We start from the raw sequence: 6,529 nt of genomic DNA, 5'->3' as shown, positions 1-6,529 counted from the left end.
ATGTACTCCTTAGAAAGGAGGTGATCCAGCCGCACCTTCCGATACGGCTACCTTGTTACGACTTCACCCCAGTCATTAATCCTACCTTCGACAGCTCCTTCCAATGGTTAGGTCACTGGCTTCGGGTATTACTAACTCCCATGGTGTGACGGGCGGTGTGTACAAGACCCGGGAACGCATTCACCGCGACATTCTGATCCGCGATTACTAGCAACTCCGACTTCATGTAGGCGAGTTGCAGCCTACAATCCGAACTGGGGCAAGCTTTCTGAGATTCGCTTCATATCACTACTTCGCTTCCCTCTGTACTTGCCATTGTAGCACGTGTGTAGCCCAGGACATAAAGGGCATGATGATTTGACGTCATCCCCACCTTCCTCCGGTTTGTCACCGGCAGTCTATTTAGAGTCCCCATCCTTAATGCTGGTAACTAAATATAGGGGTTGCGCTCGTTGCGGGACTTAACCCAACATCTCACGACACGAGCTGACGACAACCATGCACCACCTGTATGGATGTCTATAAAATAGAGGAGTATATCTCTATACTTTTCACCCATATGTCAAGCCCTGGTAAGGTTCTTCGCGTTGCATCGAATTAAACCACATGCTCCGCTGCTTGTGCGGGTCCCCGTCAATTCCTTTGAGTTTCAGTGTTGCCACCGTACTCCCCAGGCGGAATGCTTAATGTGTTAACTTCGGCACCGAGATTTGACTCCCAACACCTAGCATTCATCGTTTACAGCGTGGACTACCAGGGTATCTAATCCTGTTTGCTCCCCACGCTTTCGTACCTCAGCGTCAGTTTGTGTCCAGAAAGTCGCCTTCGCTACTGGTATTCCTCCTAATATCTACGCATTTCACCGCTACACTAGGAATTCCACTTTCCTCTCCACTACTCAAGTTATACAGTTTCAAATGCTACATGAGGTTGAGCCTCAAGTTTTTACATCTGACTTGTTTAACTGCCTACGTACCCTTTACGCCCAATAATTCCGGACAACGCTCGCACCATACGTATTACCGCGGCTGCTGGCACGTATTTAGCCGGTGCTTCCTCCTTGGTTACCGTCATTATCTTCTCCAAGGACAGAGCTTTACGAAACGAATTCCTTCATCGCTCACGCGGCGTCGCTGCATCAGGGTTCCCCCCATTGTGCAATATTCCCCACTGCTGCCTCCCGTAGGAGTTTGGACCGTGTCTCAGTTCCAATGTGACCGTTCACTCTCTCAAGCCGGTTACTGATCGTCGCCTTGGTGGGCTTTTATCTCACCAACTAGCTAATCAGACGCGAGCCCATCTTAGACCGCTATCGCTTTAACTTCTTCTACACTCGTAGGCGGAGTCTCATAGGGTATTAATCACGGTTTCCCGAGGCTATCCCCTTGTCTAAGGCAGGTTGCTCACGCGTTACTCACCCGTTCGCCACTAATCCTCTCGAAAATCCTTCCGAAGATGTCATTTCGAGGTTCATCGTTCGACTTGCATGTGTTAAGCACGCCGCCAGCGTTCGTCCTGAGCCAGGATCAAACTCTCTATTAAATGTTTGATCAGCTCTTTCGCTGACTTTATTATTTTTTCACCGAATTATTGTTTGGTTGTACTTACTCAAAAGTTTTTTACACTTTTTTCACTTGTTTAGGTTCTTTTGCACTCGCTTTGAGTGACAACTATTTTATATTACCATTGTAAAAATATATTGTCAAGCACTTTTTAATATTTTTTCTTTTGAAATTTTGTATTAAAAAAGGCAACTCATGTGAGTGCCTAATTATAATATCAACTTTATTTATCATTGTCAAGTCTTTTTTAAGAAAAGTTTAAATTATTGTAAAAAACAGCAATATTTTTAATTCTTAACTATTTTTCAATTTTTACATCTTCTTTTTTCTTTTTATTTATTCTTTTTATCTTTACTATTTTAAAATAGGACCTGTAGTTGTTAAGTGACCTTGAATATAATGATGATATAACTATTCCAAGGGCAATTCCGAGTGCATAACTCGCTGCATTTGATAGGTTGGATAGTGCTTGACTATAGTTTTTTAATGCAAAGTCATTCATCATATTAAATATTGCAACGCCTGGTACAAGTGGTATAAGTCCAGGTGCTAAAAATACTGTTGCTGGCAACTTGTTTGTTCTTGCAAATATCTCTGCCATTATTCCAATTACTAAAGAGGCTACTAAGTATGCACCAAAATTCATTCCAAATTTGTTCCATAGTATACCATATATCAATGTCCCTATTGTTCCTGCTGAAAAATTTCCTAAGAGACATTTTTTAGGTACTTTATACATTAATCCATACCCTATTGATGAAAGTCCTGACATTATAGCATTTGTTATAATATTCATTTTTACCTCCTATGAAAATAATAAAAAAGTTGAACTTACGCCAAGTGCCATACCAGCTGCTATTATTAGGGACTGTACTAAGGCAAGTAATCCTGATTCAACTTCTCCAGATAGAAAATCCCTTACTGAGTTTGTAAAGGAAACTCCTGGTAAAAATGGCATTATTGATCCCATCACTACTATATCTATTGATGTTCCCAATCCAAGCTTCATTATAATATGACATATACTCGATGCTATAAGGCAGCCTATTATGGTATTTATAAATATAGGTATCCCCCTTTTACTTATTCTTATAAAAGATAGTTCTCCTATAAAAGCTGCAATAAGGGTTATTATAAAATCCTCAATTCCACCATTGAAATTTACTATTAAGAATGCAGAACCAAAGGCCGCAAAAAGTGCCATATGAAGCATTTTTTCATTGTCCTCTAAATAAATATTTTCTATTATTTTTAGTCCTTCTTCTATACTTATTCCTTCAGATGTAAATTTTCTTGAAAATTCATTTATTTTCGCTACCTTTTCCAAATTGTAGTCCACTCCATGAAATGTCCTCATGGTAGAAAACTCTTCTCCGTTTAAAGAAAAACTTACCATAACAAGATTATAGGTAGCGTATATATTTATATATTCAATGTTTTTGTATCTTGCACATATTCTTCTGCCTGTATCTTCTGCTCTATAGATTTCAGCTCCACTTCTTACAAGTTGTTTAGCTACATTTGCAACCAATATTGCAAGTCTATCTCCATCTTTTCTATCTAACATTTCCATATTATCAATCTCTTTATTTCTATTTTTCATTTGATTGCTTTACAGCTTTTTCCACAGCCTCTAAAATTCCTTTTGATGACTGTGTTGCTCCTGAAGATACATCAACATCTAAACTGTTTTTTTCTATTATTTTTGACTTAAGCTCTTCAAATGCTCTTTCCACAAACTCCTTATTGTCATCATATTCAAGCAGACTCATATCCGATATTTCTCCATCGGAATTTATTGTTACAGAAACTTTTATTTTTCCATTTCTTCCATTGCCATAGTCTTCATAGGTTCCTGCTTTATTTATTTTTTTACATCCAATTAAGTTAAGCATTAATATTAGCATTAATATTGTAATTTTTAATTTACTTTTCATCTTCTCACCTTGTTAAATATTAACAATTATAAATCTTAGTGTCAATCAATCTTTAATAGTGTACAATAATATTAAGGAGGGATTTTATGAAATATAAATTAAACGAAAAAATTGAAGCAAAATCTACTATTAATTTTTGTAAATCTTCAGACTGCTGTTCAGTTGATAAAGAAGTTTTTTTAAAGCTTGGTGACTTTAAAGCCTACAATATTAAATCTTCTCAAAATCTTGAATACTGTATTGTAGTTGATGAAGAAAATCAAGACCCAAGAAAACTTATAACTTTAGGATATAAGGCAATTAAAGAGGTAGAAAAATTCAATATTTATGATGTAAAAATTGTTTTTGATGAAAGTTTTTCAAAAGATTTGGTTTTAAATATATTTGAAGGTATAAAACAATCAGAATATAAATTTGATGTCTACAAGACAAAGGATGAAGATGATAACTGCGAAGAACTTTATTTAAATCTTATTGTTAAACAAGATTTAACTATAGCAGACTTTGAATATCGAGAAAACATAATAGAGGGTGTTAACTTTACAAGAAATTTAGTAAACACACCTGCTATTGATATGTATCCAGAAACTTTAGCAAAGGAAGCTTCTGACAAATTATCTTCTGTAGGTGTAAATGTAAAAATTTTGAACAAAAATGAGATAGAAAAACTTAATATGAAAGCTTTTCTTGCAGTAGCAGAAGGATCAGATAAAGAACCTAAATTCATAATAATGGAATATCTTCCAGTTGAAGGTCAAAAGCCAATAGGACTTGTTGGAAAGGGATTAACCTATGACTCTGGTGGATACGCTCTAAAACCAGCTAAGGGAATGGCGACAATGCATGGTGACATGGGTGGATCTGCAACTGTGATAGGAACCATATATGCACTTGCTAAAAATAAAGTAAAGAGAAATGTAATTGGATTTGTTGCAGCGTGTGAAAATATGGTTTCAGGAAGAGCCTACAAAAACGGAGATATTATAAGTTCAATGAAGGGTACATTCATTGAGGTTGACAACACCGATGCTGAAGGAAGACTTACACTTGCAGATGCAATTTACTATGCAGCAACAAAAACAGAATCAGAGCCAATAATAGATTTAGCTACATTAACTGGTGCATGTGTCGTTGCTTTAGGGGATAAAACAACAGGAGTTGTTACGAACGACGATAATCTATATAAAGATTTTGAAAATTCATCAAAAGCAGTTGGTGAATACTTCTGGCAGTTACCAACATTCGATGTTTTAAGAGAACTATTGAAATCAAAGAGAGCAGACATAACAAATTCTACAGGTCCTTATGGCGGCGCAATGACAGCAGGGCTTTTCCTTGAACACTTTGTAGAAGATAAAAAATGGGCTCACTTAGATATAGCAGGCCCAGCATATAGCAAATCTGCCTACGATTATGTACCATTTGGATCTACAGGAGTTCCTGTAAAAACACTATATAATTTCGTCGAAAATTACAAGTAACTAATAGATTTAAAATAGTCTCTAAGATTTAGGGACTATTTTAAATTGTTTGGTCCAAAAGCACTTGGAAGTAATTCATTTAACTTAAAAATCTTATACTCCTCTGTAGACTTAGCAACTACTACAGTTGTTTCTTCATCTGAAAATTCATTTAAAAATTGTCGACATATTCCACACGGAAATGCCCAGTCCATTTCATTTTTCTCACAGTTTGCTTTCCCACCAACAATTACAATAATCTTTATTAACCTTACACCATCAGAACAGGCACTTGTAATTGCAGATCTCTCGGCGCAAATCGTTCCACCAATAGATGCATTTTCAATATTTGTTCCAACATATATTTTTTTATTGTCAGCCAATATACTTGCTCCAACAGCGTAATTGGAGTATGGGCTGTATGAATTTTTTCTTACATTAAGCGCTTCTTTAATTAATATTTTAATTATATCTTCCATTTTTCTCTCCTTAAATACATACACAAAAAGGGAGTCAATGACTCCCTTAAGTTTATGGTAATTTTCTTTGTTCATATGCTTTTAGAATAACTTCAACAGGTTTCCTTGCCTCTCTTCCACAAATTAGTGGTTTCCTGTCTTCGTTTATAGCATCAACAAAATCTTTTAATAGTGGTGTGTGTCCATCTCCGTACACATTTTTAACTTCTGATGAATCTTCTTTCTCAATAACTTCGCTTTCGTCTGCAAAGTTCCATGTCTTTATTTCATTTACTGCAAGACCACCAATAACAGCTGTACCAGTTTCTCCAAATATACTTAATGTCTCTTCTAAGTTCTTTGGATATACGCATGCTGATCCTTCGATTATACCAATAGATCCATTTTCGAATCTAAGTAGTATAGCACCAAAGTCTTCCATTTCAATATCTCTAAGGAAGGTACCTCTCTCTGATTGAACTGAAACAACATCTGAACCCATCATCCATAATAGTAAGTCTATGTTGTGAATACATTGGTTCATTAGTGTTCCACCATCAAGTTTTTTAGTACCTCTCCAAGGTGCAAGGTCGTAGTAGTGTTGGTCTCTTGTCCAAAGAATTCTCGCTGTTCCATTAATAAGTCTACCAAATTTTCCTTCATCAATAGCTTTTCTTAATTTTTGAATTGGTGGGTTAAATCTATTTTGGTGACAAACTCCAACCTTTAAATTCTTTTTATCAGCAAGTTCGTTTATCTTGTCTATCTCTTCTAATGTCATTGCCATTGGCTTTTCAATTAGAACGTGAAGGTCTTCTTCTATACAATGTAATGCAATATCTCCATGGTATCCTGATTCTGTACAAATCATCGCAAAGTCAGGCTTAACATTTTTTATCATTTCCATATAGTCTGTGAAAACTTCCACATTTCTACCTGGAAAGCTTTCTGCATATTGTTTTTGTTTTTCAATAGCTCTTTCTTCAATTATATCGCAAAGGCCTACTAATTCTGTGAAGCTGTCGTTATCTATTAGTGCTTGCACATGTCTATATGAAATTCTTCCACATCCTATGATAACGCCTTTTAACTTTTTCAAATTAAACCTCCGA

General features: G+C 36.0%; 6 protein-coding genes and 1 rRNA gene. 1 reads left to right on the top strand and 6 read right to left on the bottom strand.

Going from position 1 to position 6,529, the window contains the following annotated elements; genetic code table 11:
- Positions 1-13 precede the first annotated feature (13 nt).
- The 4 genes from BN2746_RS03580 to BN2746_RS03565 all read right to left on the bottom strand — a co-directional run bounded on the left by BN2746_RS03580 (position 14) and on the right by BN2746_RS03565 (position 3,499).
- A 16S ribosomal RNA gene (locus BN2746_RS03580) occupies positions 14-1,542 on the bottom strand.
- Positions 1,543-1,860: 318 nt separating this feature from the next.
- Positions 1,861-2,358 (bottom strand): threonine/serine exporter family protein, encoded by a 498-nt coding sequence (locus tag BN2746_RS03575; protein WP_055078455.1) that lies wholly within the window; start codon positions 2,356-2,358, stop codon positions 1,861-1,863.
- Between the two features lie 9 nt (positions 2,359-2,367).
- Positions 2,368-3,165 carry a threonine/serine exporter family protein gene (locus tag BN2746_RS03570; protein ID WP_055078454.1) on the bottom strand — a complete coding sequence of 266 codons (798 nt, stop codon included), beginning with the start codon at positions 3,163-3,165 and terminating at the stop codon, positions 2,368-2,370.
- Complete coding sequence (locus tag BN2746_RS03565) at positions 3,155-3,499, bottom strand: FMN-binding protein (protein ID WP_055078453.1); 345 nt, start codon at positions 3,497-3,499, stop codon at positions 3,155-3,157. The genes BN2746_RS03570 and BN2746_RS03565 overlap by 11 nt, the downstream gene beginning before the upstream one ends.
- Before the next feature lie 86 nt (positions 3,500-3,585).
- Between BN2746_RS03565 and BN2746_RS03560 the strand changes: the two genes are divergently transcribed.
- Positions 3,586-4,980: a leucyl aminopeptidase gene (locus BN2746_RS03560; protein WP_055078452.1), complete on the top strand. Its 1,395-nt coding sequence runs from the start codon at positions 3,586-3,588 to the stop codon at positions 4,978-4,980.
- 35 nt (positions 4,981-5,015) lie between these two features.
- Here the strand turns inward: BN2746_RS03560 and cdd are convergent, their stop codons facing one another.
- Positions 5,016-5,438, bottom strand: coding sequence for a cytidine deaminase (gene cdd, locus BN2746_RS03555; protein ID WP_055078490.1), 423 nt, complete (start codon positions 5,436-5,438; stop codon positions 5,016-5,018).
- Between the two features lie 52 nt (positions 5,439-5,490).
- The gene (locus tag BN2746_RS03550; RefSeq protein ID WP_055078451.1) at positions 5,491-6,516 is read right to left on the bottom strand and encodes a Gfo/Idh/MocA family protein; all 1,026 of its coding nucleotides are present in this window, start codon (positions 6,514-6,516) and stop codon (positions 5,491-5,493) included.
- Positions 6,517-6,529 lie beyond the last annotated feature (13 nt).

Origin of the sequence: Lagierella massiliensis (assembly GCF_001407835.1) — a bacterium.
GTDB lineage: Bacteria > Bacillota > Clostridia > Tissierellales > Peptoniphilaceae > Mediannikoviicoccus > Mediannikoviicoccus massiliensis.
Note: the sequence above shows the minus strand (reverse complement) of the source record. Positions and strands in the feature narration are given on the sequence as shown.

Excerpts from the sequence above, each read along its gene's own strand:
- BN2746_RS03575 (WP_055078455.1), bottom strand. The coding sequence starts at position 2,358 with ATGAATATTATAACAAATGCTATAATGTCAGGACTTTCATCAATAGGG.
- BN2746_RS03560 (WP_055078452.1), top strand. The coding sequence starts at position 3,586 with ATGAAATATAAATTAAACGAAAAAATTGAAGCAAAATCTACTATTAAT.
- cdd (WP_055078490.1), bottom strand. The coding sequence starts at position 5,438 with ATGGAAGATATAATTAAAATATTAATTAAAGAAGCGCTTAATGTAAGA.
- BN2746_RS03570 (WP_055078454.1), bottom strand. The coding sequence starts at position 3,165 with ATGAAAAATAGAAATAAAGAGATTGATAATATGGAAATGTTAGATAGA.
- BN2746_RS03565 (WP_055078453.1), bottom strand. The coding sequence starts at position 3,499 with ATGAAAAGTAAATTAAAAATTACAATATTAATGCTAATATTAATGCTT.